The organism is Saccharopolyspora pogona, assembly GCF_014697215.1.
Taxonomy (GTDB): Bacteria; Actinomycetota; Actinomycetes; order Mycobacteriales; family Pseudonocardiaceae; genus Saccharopolyspora; species Saccharopolyspora hattusasensis.
Window position 1 is genome coordinate 2238779 of record NZ_CP031142.1, and the last position, 17398, is coordinate 2256176.

20 protein-coding genes and 1 pseudogene are annotated in these 17398 nt (G+C 64.6%); 13 read left to right on the forward strand and 8 right to left on the reverse strand.

All coding sequences use genetic code 11. The annotated features are described in order from the left end of the window. Positions 1-92: 92 nt before the first annotated feature. The 5 genes from DL519_RS10210 to tal form a co-directional block, all read right to left on the reverse strand. A complete protein-coding gene (locus tag DL519_RS10210; protein WP_190814230.1) occupies positions 93-977 on the reverse strand; it encodes a dihydrofolate reductase family protein in 885 nt (294 codons plus the stop codon). Positions 978-983: 6 nt separating this feature from the next. Next, a complete protein-coding gene (gene folE, locus DL519_RS10215) occupies positions 984-1808 on the reverse strand; it encodes a GTP cyclohydrolase I (protein ID WP_190814232.1) in 825 nt (274 codons plus the stop codon). Positions 1809-1911: 103 nt separating this feature from the next. Continuing rightward, positions 1912-2277, reverse strand: a complete 366-nt coding sequence (locus DL519_RS10220) for a DUF488 domain-containing protein (RefSeq protein ID WP_190814234.1) — start codon at positions 2275-2277, stop codon at positions 1912-1914. A gap of 101 nt (positions 2278-2378) precedes the next feature. Continuing rightward, positions 2379-3623: an NAD(P)/FAD-dependent oxidoreductase gene (locus DL519_RS10225; RefSeq protein ID WP_190814236.1), complete on the reverse strand. Its 1245-nt coding sequence runs from the start codon at positions 3621-3623 to the stop codon at positions 2379-2381. Further along, positions 3620-4750, reverse strand: coding sequence for a transaldolase (gene tal / locus DL519_RS10230; RefSeq protein ID WP_190814238.1), 1131 nt, complete (start codon positions 4748-4750; stop codon positions 3620-3622). Before tal ends, DL519_RS10225 begins: the two co-directional genes overlap by 4 nt. Before the next feature lie 331 nt (positions 4751-5081). On the opposite strand from tal, the gene DL519_RS10235 reads away from it, so the two are divergent. After that, positions 5082-5675, forward strand: coding sequence for a CBS domain-containing protein (locus tag DL519_RS10235; protein ID WP_190814240.1), 594 nt, complete (start codon positions 5082-5084; stop codon positions 5673-5675). A 56-nt stretch (positions 5676-5731) separates the two neighbouring features. Here the strand turns inward: DL519_RS10235 and DL519_RS10240 are convergent, their stop codons facing one another. Next, entirely contained in the window at positions 5732-7012 is a 1281-nt protein-coding gene (locus DL519_RS10240; RefSeq protein ID WP_190812573.1) for an ISAs1 family transposase, read from the reverse strand. Between the two features lie 317 nt (positions 7013-7329). Here DL519_RS10240 and DL519_RS10245 point away from each other — a divergent pair, with 317 nt between their 5' ends. The 4 genes from DL519_RS10245 to DL519_RS10260 all read left to right on the forward strand — a co-directional run bounded on the left by DL519_RS10245 (position 7330) and on the right by DL519_RS10260 (position 10730). After that, complete coding sequence (locus tag DL519_RS10245) at positions 7330-8214, forward strand: universal stress protein (protein ID WP_190814242.1); 885 nt, start codon at positions 7330-7332, stop codon at positions 8212-8214. 78 nt (positions 8215-8292) lie between these two features. After that, complete coding sequence (locus tag DL519_RS10250) at positions 8293-9207, forward strand: CBS domain-containing protein (RefSeq protein WP_190814244.1); 915 nt, start codon at positions 8293-8295, stop codon at positions 9205-9207. A 102-nt stretch (positions 9208-9309) separates the two neighbouring features. Beyond that, complete coding sequence (locus DL519_RS10255) at positions 9310-10590, forward strand: ISAs1 family transposase (protein ID WP_190812573.1); 1281 nt, start codon at positions 9310-9312, stop codon at positions 10588-10590. Beyond that, the gene (locus DL519_RS10260; RefSeq protein WP_190814246.1) at positions 10587-10730 is read left to right on the forward strand and encodes a magnesium transporter; all 144 of its coding nucleotides are present in this window, start codon (positions 10587-10589) and stop codon (positions 10728-10730) included. The genes DL519_RS10255 and DL519_RS10260 overlap by 4 nt, the downstream gene beginning before the upstream one ends. Positions 10731-10799: 69 nt before the next feature. Here DL519_RS10260 and DL519_RS10265 read toward each other — a convergent pair whose 3' ends face one another. Further along, on the reverse strand, positions 10800-11804 hold the full coding sequence (locus tag DL519_RS10265) for an Acg family FMN-binding oxidoreductase (RefSeq protein WP_190814249.1): 1005 nt from the start codon (positions 11802-11804) through the stop codon (positions 10800-10802). A gap of 516 nt (positions 11805-12320) precedes the next feature. Between DL519_RS10265 and gap the strand changes: the two genes are divergently transcribed. The 7 genes and pseudogenes from gap to DL519_RS46060 all read left to right on the forward strand — a co-directional run bounded on the left by gap (position 12321) and on the right by DL519_RS46060 (position 16325). Further along, positions 12321-13328 (forward strand): type I glyceraldehyde-3-phosphate dehydrogenase, encoded by a 1008-nt coding sequence (gene gap, locus DL519_RS10270; protein WP_190823893.1) that lies wholly within the window; start codon positions 12321-12323, stop codon positions 13326-13328. A 205-nt stretch (positions 13329-13533) separates the two neighbouring features. Beyond that, positions 13534-13656 carry a hypothetical protein gene (locus DL519_RS48535; RefSeq protein ID WP_263399613.1) on the forward strand — a complete coding sequence of 41 codons (123 nt, stop codon included), beginning with the start codon at positions 13534-13536 and terminating at the stop codon, positions 13654-13656. Then, positions 13653-14117 (forward strand): hypothetical protein, encoded by a 465-nt coding sequence (locus tag DL519_RS10275; protein WP_190814250.1) that lies wholly within the window; start codon positions 13653-13655, stop codon positions 14115-14117. The genes DL519_RS48535 and DL519_RS10275 overlap by 4 nt, the downstream gene beginning before the upstream one ends. Positions 14118-15024: 907 nt before the next feature. Next, on the forward strand, positions 15025-15276 hold the full coding sequence (locus DL519_RS10280; RefSeq protein WP_190814252.1) for a hypothetical protein: 252 nt from the start codon (positions 15025-15027) through the stop codon (positions 15274-15276). Between the two features lie 35 nt (positions 15277-15311). Next, positions 15312-15662 carry a hypothetical protein gene (locus tag DL519_RS46050; protein ID WP_263399614.1) on the forward strand — a complete coding sequence of 117 codons (351 nt, stop codon included), beginning with the start codon at positions 15312-15314 and terminating at the stop codon, positions 15660-15662. A 104-nt stretch (positions 15663-15766) separates the two neighbouring features. Further along, a pseudogene (locus DL519_RS49830) lies at positions 15767-16000 on the forward strand (hypothetical protein); the annotation flags it as partial. 43 nt (positions 16001-16043) lie between these two features. Then, complete coding sequence (locus DL519_RS46060) at positions 16044-16325, forward strand: hypothetical protein (protein ID WP_223840468.1); 282 nt, start codon at positions 16044-16046, stop codon at positions 16323-16325. Between the two features lie 109 nt (positions 16326-16434). Here DL519_RS46060 and DL519_RS10290 read toward each other — a convergent pair whose 3' ends face one another. After that, the gene (locus DL519_RS10290; protein WP_190814254.1) at positions 16435-16704 is read right to left on the reverse strand and encodes a hypothetical protein; all 270 of its coding nucleotides are present in this window, start codon (positions 16702-16704) and stop codon (positions 16435-16437) included. 16 nt (positions 16705-16720) lie between these two features. Here DL519_RS10290 and DL519_RS10295 point away from each other — a divergent pair, with 16 nt between their 5' ends. Then, positions 16721-17185: a hypothetical protein gene (locus DL519_RS10295; protein WP_263399615.1), complete on the forward strand. Its 465-nt coding sequence runs from the start codon at positions 16721-16723 to the stop codon at positions 17183-17185. Positions 17186-17398 lie beyond the last annotated feature (213 nt).

The following is a 17398-nucleotide window of genomic DNA, read 5'->3' on the forward strand; positions in this document are numbered from 1 at the left end:
GCGGCGGCGAGCACGGTTCGTCGTCATCACGTTTGCGGAGCAAGCTCACGTCCGGTGTCCGTAGTAAGGCGCCTCGGTGGGAAGCAATGAGCTCAGTCCGGATCCTCGAACGCTGGGCGGTGGTGATTGAGCCGGTAGCGGAGAAAGAGATATGACGCCCGGTGCCTGGCGCTGATCAAGGCGACTCGGGCTGGGTGGTCGGGCAGCAGTTCAAGCCCGGTGATCAAGCCGGGTCGGGAACTGTCGTCCCGCCCAGCCAGAACGGGGGAGACGGTCAGGAACAGCTCGTTGAGCAGATGTTCGGCGACGAGATGCCCGAGAAGGCGCGGACCACCCTCGGTGAGCACTGAGGCGTGTCCGCGTGTGCTGACCATTGTCAGCACGTCTCTCATCGCCAGCAACGGCCCGTCGCCCAGGGCAACGAGCGTGCATGCGGGTGGAAGCTTCGTCTCGAGCCGTCGGGCCCCGGGCGTCGTGGTGGCGACGAGTGCGCCGTCCTGCAATGCGGGGTGGTCAGTCGGCACGTTGCCGCTCGCGGTCACTACGACCAGCTCCGGTTCTGCGGTGCGCCGTAAGCTGCGGCGCAGAGCAGCGAAGTCGGTGGCGCCTGCCGGGCAGACATGCTCGGGCACCCACCGATGACCCGGCGCGGCACGCAAGGTGCCGGCCCCGATGAGGACAACATCGGCGCACGTGCGAAGGAGCCCCATGACGAAACGGTCTCCGGGATCGGCGTTGCTGATCGCCGAGTCGGAGGAGGGGTATCCGGGGTCTAAGGCGACGACACCATCGACCGACGAAACGAAGTTTCCGTACACGCATGGTTCGGGGAAGCCCAACTCTCCGCCGTAGGCGACGGCCAGTGGCGCGGGTAGGCGCCAGCGGACCAGGCTCGACTCCTCGTACAACGGTTCCAGCGGCGTTGGCAGGATCCGCGGCGCCTGAGCGGCGAGAGATGGGTCATCGTGGTCTGCCATGTCCGATCAGCCCCGTTGACTGCACAGTGTGAAGAACTCTGTTCGCAGTTGTGGGTCGGCGTCGTAGTTGCCGCGCCAGTAGGTGGTTCGGGTGCTGGACTCTCTCTCGCGGACGCCCCGCATCTGTGTGCACAGGTGGACCGCCTCGATGTGCACCGCGACTCCGTGGGGGGACAGGATCGACTCCAGCGAGTCCGCGAGCTGATGGCCGATGCGTTCCTGAACCGAGAACCTACGGGCAAACAACCTCAGCAGTCTGGTCATCTTGGACAGCCCGAGGATGTGCTCGTGCGCGATGTAACCGACGTAGGCGGTGCCGAAGAAGGGCAAACTGTGATGCTCACATAGTGAGAAGAACGGAATCGGTCCTTCCACCACCTGGCTGATGCGGCAATCCGGGCCGCCGTGACACTCGGTCGCGAAGGCGGTGACCAGCTTCTCGTCTCCCTCGTACCCGCTTGTGGCATCGAAAAGAGCCTGCAAAAACCGGCGTGGCGTCTCGGCTGTGGACGGTGACCTGACCGGCATGCCGAGCGCGGTGAAGATCTCCTCCATATAAGCCTCAAACTGCTGCCACTGCTCCGAGGTGATCTGCCTCGGCGCAACAGAAGCCCACCGCTCCTCCTCAACCTCAAGTCCTTCGCCAGCCAATCCCGCAACGAGGGGAGGCGTGTTTGGTTGGTGTTTCTCGTGGCTCACCCGCATCACCTTCTCGATACGCTGCCAGCCACCGGCTGATTGGCTCGACTGGCCATTCCGCGCACGAGCCGAAAGCTCGTGGATCTTCCTACCATTGCTCACGACCTCAGAAAGCTGGATCTCGTGAATCATGGATGTTGTGAATTATTGCCCGGAAATTTGGTGGTGAGGCTCCTAGTTCCGCCGGAACTCGCTGCAGGACCAAGCGGATCACCGCGAGGCGGCGTGCGGCCGGTCAGCTACTCAGGACATCAACGAGCACGGCGGCCTCGCTGATGTCGGGGTGTTTGGTCCCGGTCAGCAGGGTCAGCCGCCGGTGTTTGGCGAGTGCGCGTAAGTGCTGCAACGCCTCGGCGCGCTCCGGTTCGTCGAGTTCGGCTCGGTAACGGCGGCGGAACTCCTCGAACTTGGCCGGATCGTGGGCGTACCACTTGCGCAGCGTCGTTGACGGTGCGATGTCCTTGCACCACTCGTCGAGTTGCGCTTTGGCCTTGCTCATGCCGCGCGGCCAGATGCGGTCGACCAGCACACGGGCGCCATCCTGGTCGGCCGGTTCGTCGTAGACCCGGCGTAGCTGGACGTTCTGCTTGCTCCTCGCCATCGTCCTTCTCCTCGATGTGACTCGAACTCGTTGCTGTACAAGGAACGGCGTTGGAGTTGTGTATTCGTTCCTTCTTCCCTCGGATGGCGGCGGGTTACCGCTCAGGGCGCGTCGGCGATGTCGGTGAGCGAAGCAGTGGGGTCGGCGAGTTTGGTCGGATCGACCTGTTTGCCGGATCGGATGAGTTGTTGGATGGTGTCGGTGACATCCCAGATGTTGACGTTCATTCCTGCCAGGACGCGGTTCTGGGACAGCCAGAACGCGATGAACTCGCGTGTGCCGAGATCGCCGCGGATGACGACTTGGTCGTAGCCGTCGGGTTCGGTGTAGCCGGCGTATTCCATGCCCAGGTCGTACTGGTCTGTGTAGAAGAACGGCAGCTGGTCGTAGACGGCATGTGGGTCGCCGAGCATGGCCCGCGCAGCGGTGGCTGGCTGGTTGAGCGCGTTGGCCCAGTGTTCGACCCGGATGTGGGTGCTCAGCAGCGGGTGGAAGGCGCGTGCGACGTCTCCAGCGGCGTATATGTCCGGGTCGGAGGTGCGCAGCGAACCGTCGACGACGATGCCGTCGGAGACCTCGAGCTCTGCGTCCTCGGCGAGTTGGGTGTTGGGGGCCGCACCGACACCGATGATCACGGCGTCGGACTCGATTCGCGTCCCATCGGAGAGGAGCACACCGGCGGCGCGTTTGCCTCGCTGGACGATCTCCTTGACACCGGTACCGAGCCGCAGGTCAACCCCGTGGTCTTGGTGCAGGTCGACGAACACCGGCGCGATCTGCGTACCTAGCACTCGCAGGAGCGGCAGGGTAGCGATCTCCACGATGGTGACGGCCACGCCCGCGGCGCGTGCGGCGGCGGCCACCTCCAGGCCGATCCACCCGGCGCCGATGATTACCACCTGTCCGATGGAGCGAAAGAGGTCCCGGAGGCGGTCGCTGTCGTCGACCTGCCGCAGGTAGAAAACGTTGTCGGCGTTCGCGCCGGGAACCGGCAGCCGGCGTGGTGCGGCGCCGGTAGCCAGCAGCAACTTGCTGTAGCCGACTCGTTCGTTGCTCTCCAGGACGACCTCGTGCCGGTCACGGTTGATGGCCTTCGCGGCGAGGTTCAGGCGCAGGTCGACAGCGTGGTCCGAGTACCAGTCCGGATCGTGCACGAAGATCGTGTCTTTGTCCGTCTTTCCTTGCAGGTAGTCCTTGGACAGCGGTGGTCGCTCGTAGGGACGCTCCGGCTCGTTCCCGATGAGAGTGATTTCGTGGTCGTAACCTTCGTCGCGGAGTGCTTCCGCAGTCTTGGCACCGGCCAAACCAGCTCCGACGATCACGAAACCCGGACGTGATGGCGTCATGAAGGCGCTCCCATCTGTGTAGCGCGCGGTGCGGTGAGTGTGCGGGCCAGCTGCTCGCCCAGCTGGTCCCAGCTGGCGTCGAATGTCGTCACGCCCTGGTCTTCCAACACCTGGACCACATCGTCGTAGTCGACGCCGAGATCGGCGAGGTCGTGGAGCACGCGTTCGGCGTCGTCGTACGCACCGTGGATGCTGTCGGTGGGCACGTTGGCATGGTCGGCGACGGCGTTGAGAGTGGCCTCGGGAATGGTGTTGACCACGTTCGGTGCAACCAGGTCAACGACGTAACGGGTGTCGGAGTAGGCGGGGTCCTTCACTCCGGTCGAGGCCCACAAGGGGCGCTGGGGCCGGGCTCCCAGGCGCTGAAGTGCCTTCCATCGGTCGCTGGCGAAGGCTGTTTCGTAGTGGCGGTAGGCCAGCCGGGCGTTGGCGATCGCGGCCTTGCCGCGCAGCGTGGCGGCCTGCTCGGTGCCGATCTTGTCCAAGCGCTGGTCGATCTCGGTGTCCACTCGGGATACGAAAAACGACGCCACCGAGCCGATGCGCGACAGATCGTGTCCGTTGTCGTGGGCCTGTTCCAGTCCGGTCAGGAACGCGTCGACCACTTCGGTATAACGCATCAGCGAGAAGATCAGGGTGACGTTGATACTCAACCCCTCAGCCAGGCACGCGCTGATCGCCGGAAGGCCCTGCTTGGCCGCCGGGATCTTCACGAACAGGTTGGGCCGGTCCACCAACCACCACAGCGCCTTAGCCTCGGCGATAGTGCGATCGGTGTCGTGCGCGATGCGCGGGTCGACCTCGATCGACACCCGGCCGTCCACACCGCCGGTTGCGTCATACACCGGCCGCAACACGTCACACGCCCACCGCACGTCATGGGCAGTCAGCTCGCGCAGCGCAGCGTCGACCCCGACCTGCCGCACCGCCAGCTGCTGGATCTGTTCGGCATAGATATCGCTGCCCGTAATGGCCTTGGCGAAGATCGTCGGATTCGTAGTGACCCCCACCACGTGCCGGTCGCGAACCAGCGCCTCCAAGCCACCGCTTGCCAGCCGGACACGGCTGAGGTCGTCCAGCCAGATCGACACCCCGGCTTCGGTGAGCGTCGTCAATGGGTCGGTCACCGCAACCCCCTCCAGCGTGGCTCCGGGCCAGAACGTCGCCAGGACGTGTGAACACGCACCAGGTAGATCAATTTTCGCGGCCGTGCCAACCCAGATGCATCACCGGACCGACCATGCATGATCTACAGAAACCAGGTAGGCGCGGCTGCGCACGGTCTTCCCGTTTCCTCTTGTGCCGAAACCGCCCGCACTCTGCAGGCACCGTTGAGGCTTGCGGCACACAGTCCTGGGACGCCCAGCACAGCACAGCTGGTCGCGTATCTGAACAACCGGTCCGACACTGGGAACGAGGTCAGGGCAGGACTGACCGACAATGACGAGGGAGCACGCCATGAAAGCCGCCGACATCATGACGCGACCGGTCGTGTCCGTGACGAACGAGACCTCTCTCCGGGAGGCGATCGTGTTGTTAACGGAGAACGGTGTCGGTGCCCTGCCGGTTATCGACTCCAACAATCAGGTCGTCGGCGTTGTCGGCGAATCGGATTTGCTGCGCGACCGCGTAGCGGACGGCTCATCCACTGCAGACTGGGACTCAACCACCGCGGTCGGCGATGTGATGCACCACCCGGCTCGGGTGGCGGAAATGGGCACCGAGACTGACGAACTAGCGAGCATGATGCTGTCATTCGGTCTGCACAGCATTCCCATCGTCGATCACGGGACGCTTGTCGGGATCGTGGCACGCCGCGATCTGCTCCGGACACTGGTGCGCAACGACGACGTGATCGCCAGCCAGGTCCGTCACCTGCTGGACAGCTACACCGGTGACCCTGGGAGCTGGACGGTGCGGGTCGAACAGGGCCAGGTGACCATCACCAACGCACGGGCGGATCACACCGACCGCCGAGTCGCTACCGCACTCACCCGCACAGTGACCGGCGTCCAACGGGTACGGATCGAGGAGGTCAGCTCCGCAACTTGATCCCGGTGCGGCCGTCAGCCTTAAGCTTCGCACCCAGGGGTTAGCCCAGGAGATCGTCAAAGTCGGTTTGTGCTGGTAGCGGCTGCGATGATCGGAATGATTCGGGTTCGGTCAGCGGCGATACGTTCCAGAGTTCGGGTGATCTGGGTGATTCCGGCCAGGCGTAATAGCCCGAGGGCGAGGTTGCGGAGGGTGGCCATGACCTGGGCTCCTGTTCCGGTGTAGGCGTGTTGGTGGTCTTCGCGGTAGACGACGTCTCGAACCCAGTGAATCTTGTTCTCTATGCCCCAATGTTGGCGGACGAACCGGGCGATCAGGTCGGCGCCGGCTTGTTCGGCGGTCAGGCTGGTGATGCCGTGCACGACCTCCTTGGTCAGGTGGTTACCCGCGTGGTCGAAGGTGTCGCGGCGGATACGAAACACTTGTGCGGCACCGGGAAAGTCAACATCGTTGGCCGGTGCGACCCAGATCTGGCGGCGCACGATCTTGCCTGTGCTGCGGTCGGTTTCGGCGTGATGCGCGGTGCCCGGCGCGGCCGGCGGGAGCACTGAGGCGATCTGGGTGAGCAGGGTGGGCTGGTTGCCTTTCACCGTGAGTGCGTAGTGGCCGCCCCGGTCCTGGGTCAGGTACGCGGCGGTGGTGTGCTGGGCGTGCGCGGCGTCCCCGGTGACGACCACACCGGTCAGATCGATGTCCTTGAGCAGCGCGGCCACCTGGGTGATCTCGTTGGTGCCCTCAGGAACCCGCAACTGAGCAATGACGACGGCTTCTCGGTGCAGCATCGCCGAGAACAGCTTCACCTCGCTGCCTTCCGGATCGCCGGGCGCCACCGTGTTCCGCAGGGTCTTGCCATCCATGGCCACACCGACCAGTCCCTCTGGTCCGTGGTCATCACCCCCGGCCACATCGACGCCACGGGCCAGGGCCGCAGCCGCAGCTTGCTCCCGCAGCCACCGGCACACCTGCTCATCGGCGGCGTCAGCATCGATATCGTGCGCCACCCGACGAATCGTCGATTCGCTGGGCGCGACATAACGCCCGGTCAACAGGTGCCGACGGCAGCCGGCCAACACCAACAACTCCTGCGGCAGGTCCGCGGCACGATCCCCCGCTTCCCGGAAGTTACCGGCCCCGGCCAGCGCTGCGAACACCGTTACCGCCAGCACTGAACCAACCCGGTGACGAACCCCGCGCGGCTTGCGCGGGTCAGGCACCCGACTCAGCATCTCGACCAACCCGCCCACCGCGGCAACACCGACGTCCATGCCGATCTCCACGGACGCACCGAACCCGCCAGCAATCGGCGAGCACGAATCCTGGACATGCGACACTGACACCGGTGGCCTCCTGTTAGGACGATGATCAAGGTGTGGTAACCCGCATCATCGCAGGCAGAAGGCCACCACCCACATCCAGACACACCACGCGTCACCACGCACTCAGGACTTCACACCAAGATCACAAACTTTGACGTTCCCCTGACGGGGACCCGACCGCGGCCGCGGACGGTTTAAGTAACTGGCATTGGTTCTGATCAACGGAGTTCCGCAGATCTTGCTGCGCGGTTAGGCGCCCCTTGTTGTCGTGCCGCGGCGTCTCTCCTAGCCCATTGCTGAAGATCATCAATGCTGAATAGGAATTGACTGGAGCATCCATGAATAATCGTAATGATAAGCCGGTCGTGGTTGGGATTGATGGTTCCTCTTCGGCTGTCCACGCGGTTCGGTGGGCCGCAGCTGAGGCTCATCGGCGGCGCACAGGGCTCCATGTCGTTTTCAGTGACGTCGCTTCGCTGGTGTACCTACCCGAGCGGCCGATGGTGGCGCTGCCGGATTCCTACAGTGCCGCTGTGCAGCGGCAAGCGCGGGGCTGGCTCGAACAAGCGCAAGACGTAGCCAACCGTGAGGCACCCGCTGTCGATGTGGACACCGCGATTCGCGCGGGTGCGCCTGAATCTGTACTGATCAGCGAGTCACAGACCGCGCAGCTGGTCGTCGTCGGGAGCCGGGGCCTGGGAGGTTTTACCGGCCTGATCGTGGGATCGGTGGCCGTCGCCCTGGCGGGACACGCGCACTGTCCCGTGGCGGTAGTTCGCGGGCCGGAAATCGCGGTCGCTGACGCACCGGTGGTCGTGGGCGTCGACGGTTCACGTGGCGCCGAGACCGCCCTGACATGTGCGTTCGAGGCCGCGGCGATGCGCGGGGTCGGGCTGCGGGCGGTGCACACGTGGTACTCGGTCGTCGGTGACGAGACATGGGATAGTCAGCAGGCTGGCGGTGGCTGGGCATCGGTGCAGGCAGACGAGGAACGTCTGCTCGCTGAGCTTCTATCCGGATGGAGCGAGAAGTACCCTGACGTGGACGTGCGGCGGTTCGTCACCCGCGACAAGCCCGCCCGGGCCTTGCTCGAGCACGCGAAGCACGCCCAACTTGTCGTCGTGGGTGCACGGGGCAGGGGCGGTTTCACCGGGCTGATGCTCGGGTCGACGAGCCAACAGTTGGTATACCACTCCCCGTGCCCAGTCATCGTTGCGCGATGACAGCCTGGATGCAAGTGAAACCACGCGCCTGACTGCCATGACGAAGTCCTGGGCGACCTCGTCTTATGGGGGTGAGCAATGCCGCAGCCAGAGTCAGTATCGCCGCCGCAGCGCCACGGCGTACTGGATACGGCACTGCACCACGCGTCGACCGATGTACCGGTTGCAGCCGCTGGCGACTCCGTTGATCAGGTATTAGCCGGCCTGCGCGGACAGGTTTTCGACAGCGCCTCCGTCGTAGCCGTGTGTGATGGCTCCCGGTTTGCAGGACTGGCCACGATGGAACGCCTGCTGGCGGCTCCGGCCACTTCGTCGGTAGCCGAGGTAATGGATCGACAGTCGCCGATTGTCACGCCAGACACCGACCAAGAACGTGCCGCCTGGAAGGCCGTGCAGCATCAGGAGTCCGGTCTCGCGGTCGTCGATCAAGACGGAGAGTTCCGCGGACTCATCGCGCCTCAGCGCTTGCTCGCGGTCCTACTCGAAGAACACGACGAGGATATGGCCCGCCTCGGGGGCTTCATGGCCTCCAGCGCGTCCGCACGTGTCGCATCCACTGAAGGGGTCATGCGGCGGTTGTGGCATCGGCTGCCGTGGTTAGTGGTGGGCCTTGCCGGAGCCCTGCTATCGGCAGTCATCGTGGGCTCGTTCGAGCGCCAGATAGAGGAACAGCTCCTCATCGCCTTCTTCATTCCGGGGGTGGTCTACGTCGCGGATGCCGTCGGTACCCAGACCGAGGCCGTCGTCATCCGCGGGCTGTCAGTCGGAGTCAGCGTTGCTCGGGTGGCCGTTCGCGAAGTCTTGACCGGGGTGTTACTCGGCCTGCTGATGGCTCTTCTGGCATTCCCGCTGGTGATGTGGCTATGGCAGGCCACCGATGTCGCACTGGCGGTGTCGGTGGCGCTGCTCGCCGCATCGTCGATCGCCACCCTTATCGCCATGATCCTGCCCCAGGGGAACGTCAAAGTTTGTGATCTTGGTGTGAAGTCCTGAGTGCGTGGTGACGCGTGGTGTGTCTGGATGTGGGTGGTGGCCTTCTGCCTGCGATGATGCGGGTTACCACACCTTGATCATCGACCTAACAGGAGGCCACCGGTGTCAGTGTCGCATGTCCAGGATTCGTGCTCGCCGATTGCTGGCGGGTTCGGTGCGTCCGTGGAGATCGGCATGGACGTCGGTGTTGCCGCGGTGGGCGGGTTGGTCGAGATGCTGAGTCGGGTGCCTGACCCGCGCAAGCCGCGCGGGGTTCGTCACCGGGTTGGTTCAGTGCTGGCGGTAACGGTGTTCGCAGCGCTGGCCGGGGCCGGTAACTTCCGGGAAGCGGGGGATCGTGCCGCGGACCTGCCGCAGGAGTTGTTGGTGTTGGCCGGCTGCCGTCGGCACCTGTTGACCGGGCGTTATGTCGCGCCCAGCGAATCGACGATTCGTCGGGTGGCGCACGATATCGATGCTGACGCCGCCGATGAGCAGGTGTGCCGGTGGCTGCGGGAGCAAGCTGCGGCTGCGGCCCTGGCCCGTGGCGTCGATGTGGCCGGGGGTGATGACCACGGACCAGAGGGACTGGTCGGTGTGGCCATGGATGGCAAGACCCTGCGGAACACGGTGGCGCCCGGCGATCCGGAAGGCAGCGAGGTGAAGCTGTTCTCGGCGATGCTGCACCGAGAAGCCGTCGTCATTGCTCAGTTGCGGGTTCCTGAGGGCACCAACGAGATCACCCAGGTGGCCGCGCTGCTCAAGGACATCGATCTGACCGGTGTGGTCGTCACCGGGGACGCCGCGCACGCCCAGCACACCACCGCCGCGTACCTGACCCAGGACCGGGGCGGCCACTACGCACTCACGGTGAAAGGCAACCAGCCCACCCTGCTCACCCAGATCGCCTCAGTGCTCCCGCCGGCCGCGCCGGGCACCGCGCATCACGCCGAAACCGACCGCAGCACAGGCAAGATCGTGCGCCGCCAGATCTGGGTCGCACCGGCCAACGATGTTGACTTTCCCGGTGCCGCACAAGTGTTTCGTATCCGCCGCGACACCTTCGACCACGCGGGTAACCACCTGACCAAGGAGGTCGTGCACGGCATCACCAGCCTGACCGCCGAACAAGCCGGCGCCGACCTGATCGCCCGGTTCGTCCGCCAACATTGGGGCATAGAGAACAAGATTCACTGGGTTCGAGACGTCGTCTACCGCGAAGACCACCAACACGCCTACACCGGAACAGGAGCCCAGGTCATGGCCACCCTCCGCAACCTCGCCCTCGGGCTATTACGCCTGGCCGGAATCACCCAGATCACCCGAACTCTGGAACGTATCGCCGCTGACCGAACCCGAATCATTCCGATCATCGCAGCCGCTACCAGCACAAACCGACTTTGACGATCTCCTGGATCCTGCCCTGGGTGTTTCATCGTTTGGGACAGGATCCGGCTTTCGGTTCCGGGCCACTGGCCACCGTGGTTCAGGACCTGCTGTCGATCGTCATCTACTTCCTGGTGGCAACCGCGATCGCCACCTGAGCCGCGCCCTGTGGTCCTTATCTCTCCAGCATCGGTCGTCAGCGTGCTGGCGGCGTCGGTTCGACGTTGTCAGTCTGAGGGTTGGATGTTCGCAATCTCGCGGAGTAGTTCGTCGACGGGACGCCTCGGGGTCGCTGGTGGCTTTCGCAGCTCTGAAGGCCAACCGACCCAGAGGGCTAGCTGCGGGTAACTCGCATCGCCCAGCACCTCCCGGCGCACCGCAGCGCGTGTCTCTTCGATCTCGAAGGCTTCGCCGAGTGGGCTGCTGGCAAGTCCGGCGACTTCTGCCGTGCACAGCATCGCGCTGGTTGCCTCGCAGGCCTTGAGATGGGCCAGCGGATCGTCGGTAGGTGTGCTGACGAGAAGGAGACTGCCGGCCGTGCGAGACGAGCCGACTTCCCCGTGGGTGATGGCCACCCGGCCGAAATCACGCATCACGAGATCACCGTATTGCCCACCTGGTGGTGGAGCGTTTTCCTTTGCCATGCCTTGTGTACCTGCTGAACTGAATCCGGTCCATGCGGCGAGTTCGCGGCGGTACTCGGCAGACGCGCCATGGATGAAAGCCGCCTTCGCGAACGCCTGGGCTAGTGCATACCTGTGGTCGTCTTCGGCCACCACCACGTCCGCGCCGGCCTGCTCGCCAACCTCAACCAGGGAGCGAAGGACGGCGGCAGAAACTGGATCGGGTGCATATTGGCGACGATCGGAGTGGCGCACGCAGGCTGCTTGGGTGAGCGCGATCTCGGTGTCAGATGGCTCCGCATGCGCCACGACGTCGATCGTCGCTAGTTTTTGAGGCGTTGCTGGATCTGGGATCCTGTGAACCTGTACCTGCCAGCCGCGCGTTTTCAGGGCAAGGACTGCGTGGTGCAATGCGGCTCCACAGCTGACGGTCAACTCTCTGTTGGTCGGGTCGGTGGCCGAAAGAGCCCGTGACAGGTCCAGTTCTAGATGCAGCGAGCTGACCCCAAACTGCCACTTCCATGGCTGAACGTTAAACAGTGACGGCGCGCGACCCGCCAACGCAACCGCTTCCTTGAAAACCTTGCCACTGGAATGCAGGTCGTCCATGAGCGTCTCCGGGGCAGTCTGGCTGGCGGATACAGCTACCGTTCGACCAACCAGGCGTGCGGACGGTTCTCGACGCGGTTGGGCCACCACAAGTTTCAGGCCTCGAACGAGCCTTAGCCAACCGCTTCAAGGCCTTCGGAGTCCACCCGCCGGTACACATTCGCCGGCACCGCGATTTTCGGCCACAGCCAGCTCGGGCGCACGACGAAGCTATGGCCTTGTCGTTGCCCTGGCGCCTCGACGCCCGCGTCGGAGATCCTGCACCTGTCCCACCGAGCCGGGGCCCTCGCTGGACGAATACCGGGCATGGCTCGATGCCATAGTCATAGAGAGCGCACCGAGGCCATGTCGACTGCATGCCTGCACCGAATTGCACTACCCCGGTGGATGCACCACTGTCACAGGTGGCGATGTGGGTGGCGTCGTGGACTGCGGGGATGGAGTGTTCCCAGCCGACCCGTCGAACGCTTGTGTCAGCTGCTGCGAGCTGACCACTGTCGAGGTGGTGATGTGACGATGCCGACCGTCGCGATCAACGGTCTGGGGAGGATCGGCCGGGCAGCGCTGAAGATCCTGCTCGATGACAACGAGCTCGAACTCGTCGCGGTCAACGACATCGCCGCACCGGATAATCTCGCTTATCTGATCAAGTACGACACCGCCTACGGCCGCTACCACCGCAGCGTGCACTCAGAAGACGGCACGCTGGTCATTGACGATCGCCGGATTCCGGCCTTCTCCGAGCGTGCCCCGGAGAAGCTGCCGTGGCGTGACCTGGGAGTCGACGTGGTGCTGGAATGCACCGGGGTTTTCACGACTGCCGACGACTTGAGAAGACATGTTCAGGCTGGAGCTCCGTACGTGGTCCTATCCGCGCCGACGAAGTCGGAAACGGTGCCCACCGTGGTCCACGGTGTGAACGTTCCGGACGGACAGCCGCAGATCATCTCGTGCGCGAGTTGCACCACGAACTGCATCACCCCGGTCATCGAGGTAGCGAATCGACGGATCGGGGTAGAACGGGCGGTGATGACCACCGTCCACGCCTACACGGCTGGTCAGCACCTGGTCGACGGCCCTAGCAAGAACTTCCGGCGTGGGCGCGCTGGTGCCGCCAATCTGGTGCCCACATCGACCGGGGCCGCCCAGGCAACCACCCGTGCCCTGCCGGAACTGGCCGAAAGATTCGACGGTGTCGCCGTGCGCGCCCCCATCCCGGTGGGCTCCACCGCTGACATCGTCTTCGTCGCCAGCAGGACGACGACAGCCGAGGAAATCAACGACGTGTTCCGCCAAGAAGCGGAAACCGCGCGCTATCAAGGGATCCTGGGCGTCACGGAGGATCCGTTGGTGTCAGCCGACATCGTCGGCGATCCCCACGCCGCGATCGTCGACCTCGACCTGACCCGAGTCGTGGACGGCACCCTGGTCAAGGTAATGACTTGGTATGACAACGAATGGGGCTTCACCCACCAGATGATCCGAGAGGTCCGGAGCATCTTCGCAGTGTCCCGCACCTCGTGATACCGGAACGCGCCCCAGAAGTGAGGCGAGCTAACGTGTGGGCCTGCCTCGCTTCCAGAGCCGGAGCTCAGCTGTTGGTGCGGTGTACTCGCCAAGCCGGGTCGTAGACCCAGGCTGTCAACGGCACGCGAATTTTGACGCCTTTCCGGCTAGAACCCAAAATTCCACGGAGACGAAGGGCAAGCCCTACGTCGCGCAGCACGGCTTGTCCGACCCCGACAAGCTCAGGACGCGGCTGAGCGACCTCAGCGAAAAGCTGACCCGGTGGAACACGATGTACGACATCCTCAACGGCAACCACGGCGAGCCGGACGAAGCCCCGGCATGATGCGCGCGGCGATCACGTTCGATATCTCGCGAGCTCGGCAGATCCACGACGTCCTGTCCTGCATCGTGCCTGGCACCGGGCAGCCACAGCCGCACAACCCGCTCGGCGTTTTGACCGGCTCGGTGTTCCCGACCGAAGAAGTCCTCGCAGGCGCAACCTATGCCGAGGTCACCAGCGCGGTGTACATCGTGACCGATGACGGCCGGACCGTGCGCTACGTCGGCTCGGTCGACCGCTCCTCACCTGCGCTGAAAAGCAGGCTCGCTGCGCACCTCCAGCACGAGGCGACCCGGCGACGGACCTGGACCGGTCTCGGACTGGTTCGCATCCCACCCGGCTCACCCCGAAAGATGATCCGTCGTTGTGACGGCTGGGTCGGGCGAGTCCTCGACCTGCTGGAGAACGACCGGCTGCCGCTCGCTGGCGGGCAGCCGTGGATTCCGCGGCCACGAGCGAGGTAAACCGGTGGTGGGGTGACCGCAGCACACCGCTGCGGTCACCCCACCACCCTTCCTGTTCGTCGTCTCTTTCGCCGTACACCGGAAAGTCCGAGCTGAACTGGCCCCGCGGTCGAGTCGACGTCGACCAGCTCAGCCGCCCATGCGGTCGCCGGGTGTTCGGCGAGCGGCACCAGGCGACCGAGAGCATCGGTCGTGCCCTCGCACAGCTGGTGAACGATGCGGCCGGGTTCGTGACATTCGAGGTGCCGCAGCACTCTCGAACCATCGTCCCGCAGAACGGTCCAGAACGTGACGGCTGCGAGCTGCGATCAGCGCCACTCCGGCACGGCCGCGTCGCCTGCAACGAGCACCGGATGCGGCGCGAGATCACCATCCCAGACGACCCGCAGGTACACCCTGCCGAGATCCGGTTGATGGGCGAAGGGGCGATGTCGCCGCGGATCGGGCGGACGTCGTCGACGCCCTTTCCATCTAGCGTCGTAGCGGCTAGGTGACATCGGGCGGGGCGAAGGCGAAGATCCTGCCGTAGCACAGGATCAGGTCGTGGGGGCTGGCATGCCGGCGAGGAGCACCAAAGTTCAACCCAGAGATGGGTCAAAAAGGGTCAGGAAGAGCACGAACGTTGCTCCTACAGATGGGTAGTCCAAACAACGTCTGAACTGCGATTTTACCGACTGCACCCGACAAAATCGGCGTAGAACCCACCTCCCCAATCGGCTTTGCCCGACATTGTTGAGTCAGGAGGTGGGTCGCCTCCTGCGACCCTGGCCTGCGCTTCATCAAGGACTGGAGTGAGCACTTGGGCTTCGCCGATGCCCTCGCTGCAGCCGGAGTTGTTGAGGTCGCCGAGCAGCGGAGCGGAGCGGAGGCAAGCCCGAATGTCGGATTCCCTCAATATCCTGCTCGCATGTTCAGATCGTCCTCCTCGCGCGGAAACCGGGAGCCCGCGCTCGCCCCCGACCCGGACCCGGACCCGGACCCGGACCATGCATGGAAGACGCTCGCGCTGGTGAACGAGTGGATCCGGTATGCGGACGCGAAAGCCGGGGTGACGCTCGCGTTCACGGGAGTGCTCGCCACGATGGTCTTCAACCCCACGAAGGACTTCGACCGGCGCTCGACGACGTTCGACCTGCTCGTCGTGCTCTCCTGGTCCTGACGGCCGCGCTGTGCGGATGGACGCTCACGCCGCGCGTGAACGACAGGGACGCCGACCCGGAGTCGATCAATCGGCTGTACTTCGCGAGCATCTCCCAGAACTTCAGGGGCAGACGGCCGTACTACGGCGAGGTGCTGAGCACCCTCACTGCCGACCCCTCCGAGCTGATCAAGGACCTTGCCGCCCAGATCCACGCGAACGCGCAGATCGCGACGATCAAGACAAGATCCGCGAAATGGGCGATCCGATCCGCGTTGGCGACGGGCGCGGCCGTGGCGGCACTCGCGATCACCGTCGGCGTCAGCAACTCAAGGAAGGCCCCGATGGACGGCAATTACAAGCCTACGACTACCTCAAGAGCTCGGAACGGATCAAAGAGATCCTGAACCAGCCGGCCGGGACGTTCCAGGAAGTCGACGGGCTCCCTGACCGGGACAAGCTCACCTTCACCAACGGCTTCTACGGGACCTGCTCCGCTCTGTTCATCGACATCCGGAGCTCGTCCGCTCTCACGGAGAAGTACAAACGCCCCACGCTCGCAAAGATCTATCGGGCCTTCATCTCGGAGATGGTCGCCCTGCTCAATTCGGATCAAAATGTCAGGGAAGTGAACATCGTCGGCGACTGCGTGTGGGCCGTGTACAACACGCCGCTGAAAGCGCACATCAACGCCGTCTTCGGCATCGCCTCCCAGGCCAACACGCTGAAGAAGCTCCTCAACCACCACTTCGAGAAGAAGGACATCGACCCCATCAGCATCGGCATCGGTGCCGACTGGGGGCGCGCTCATGATCAAGGCCGGCTACAGCGGCAGCGGCATCAACGACGTCATCTACATGGGCGACGTCGTGAACCGCGCCGCGCACCTCGCCCACAAAGCCGGGCGTGCTTGGCAGAACCCGATCTTCGTCGGTCCCGACTTCCAGGGAAACCTCAACGACCACAACCAGGGGCTCCTGACTTCTCAGTACGTGCAAGGCCTCGGAAACGTCTACACCGGAGACGTCGTACGCACGGACATGAACGACTGGGTTGACGCCTTGCAGTGATCCGTCGGCGTATGAAGTGAGCCGTGACATCCAGGTTCACCCCTCCGACCATTGATCGGACGGCATCGACGCGCGGCAGGCGATCCCGAGTCTGCCCAAGGGCAGCACGCTACTGGCCATGCAGGCCGCGCTCGATCTTCGCTGCCTTGCTGTCCTCCCCTGCTTCGCGCAGGTAGCGGACCGCGGTCGTCACCAGTCGACGAAGCCGCTGCACCTCGTGCTCTGCGGCGTGCCCGCGCGGTTCCTGAGTCCAGGCCCGGGCCAGCGCGTGGTGCGGAGCCCACTCCCGCAGAAGATCGTGCGCGTGACTTCCTCCCGGTTCGAATGCTTCAGCTCTCAGACACTCCTGGGTCCAGATCGACGAGCCGGCGCTCGTCACGGATCAGCCGGCCGACGTGCTGGCCAAGGTCGCCGACACCTACGCGACGCTGGCCGCCGAGCAGGCTCGCCCGAAGATCCTGGTCGCCTCCTACTTCGACCGGCTCGGTGACGCGCTGCCGGTACTGGCGTCGGCGCCGGTCGAGGGCCTGGCCCTGGACTTCACCAACGCCGCAGCGGCCAACCTCGACGGCCTCGCCGCCGTGGGTGGAATCCAGGACAAGCGCCTGGTCGCCGGGGTCGTCAACGGACGCAACATCTGGGCCGCGGACCTGACCGTCGCGCTGAGCACCCTGAGCGCCCTGGTCGAGCTGTCCGGTTCCGTGGACGTCGCGGCGTCCTGCTCACTGCTGCACGTGCCGCTGGACGTCACCCTCGAAACCGACCTCGATCCCGAGATCGCCGGCTGGCTGTCGTTCGCCAGGCAGAAGCTCGACGAGATCGTCACCCTGCGGCGCCGAGATCCTGGTGTTGCGACATGAAGTGGCTGTTACGCCTCCAGGTCGGTCGACGCCCGCGTCCGTCGTGGCCGGATCGTGCCCTCCTGTCCGCGCTGACCCGTCTCCTGCTCGCAGCGTGCGACTGTGGCGGATCGTCACCCCCCGCCACGCTCCTGGCCTGGCACCGGCGCCTGATCACCAAAAAGTGGACGTATCCCTCGCGGACAGGTCGCCCGCCAATCAGCACCGAAATCC